We start from the raw sequence: 257 nt of genomic DNA, 5'->3' as shown, positions 1-257 counted from the left end.
CCTCGTAATGCTTGGTATACGGTAGCGGCATCGCACAAACGATATTACCAATCTCGGAAATACCCACCAACTTATGAAAATTTAGTGAAGAGATAATGGTGCCATTACGTCCTTGACGACTTAGGTAAACCGCCTCTTCCTTTTCGATAAATTTAATCGCGTTTGCTACATAGCCAACAGAACAACCAATCTCGAGCGACAGCTCATCAATCGTCTTGAGTCTATCTCCAGCCTCTGTCGTTAATAAATAACGGGCG

General features: G+C 43.6%; 1 protein-coding gene. It reads right to left on the bottom strand.

Translation table 11 applies throughout. The features are described from left to right. Positions 1-257 (bottom strand): helix-turn-helix domain-containing protein (locus tag A3773_RS17265; protein ID WP_231902242.1); only part of this gene is annotated, 257 nt, incomplete at both ends.

It is taken from the genome of Neptuniibacter pectenicola (assembly GCF_001597735.1).
Classification (GTDB): domain Bacteria; phylum Pseudomonadota; class Gammaproteobacteria; order Pseudomonadales; family Balneatricaceae; genus Neptuniibacter; species Neptuniibacter pectenicola.
The sequence above is the reverse complement of the archived record's forward strand: the minus strand, read 5'-3'. Positions and strand labels throughout refer to the sequence as shown.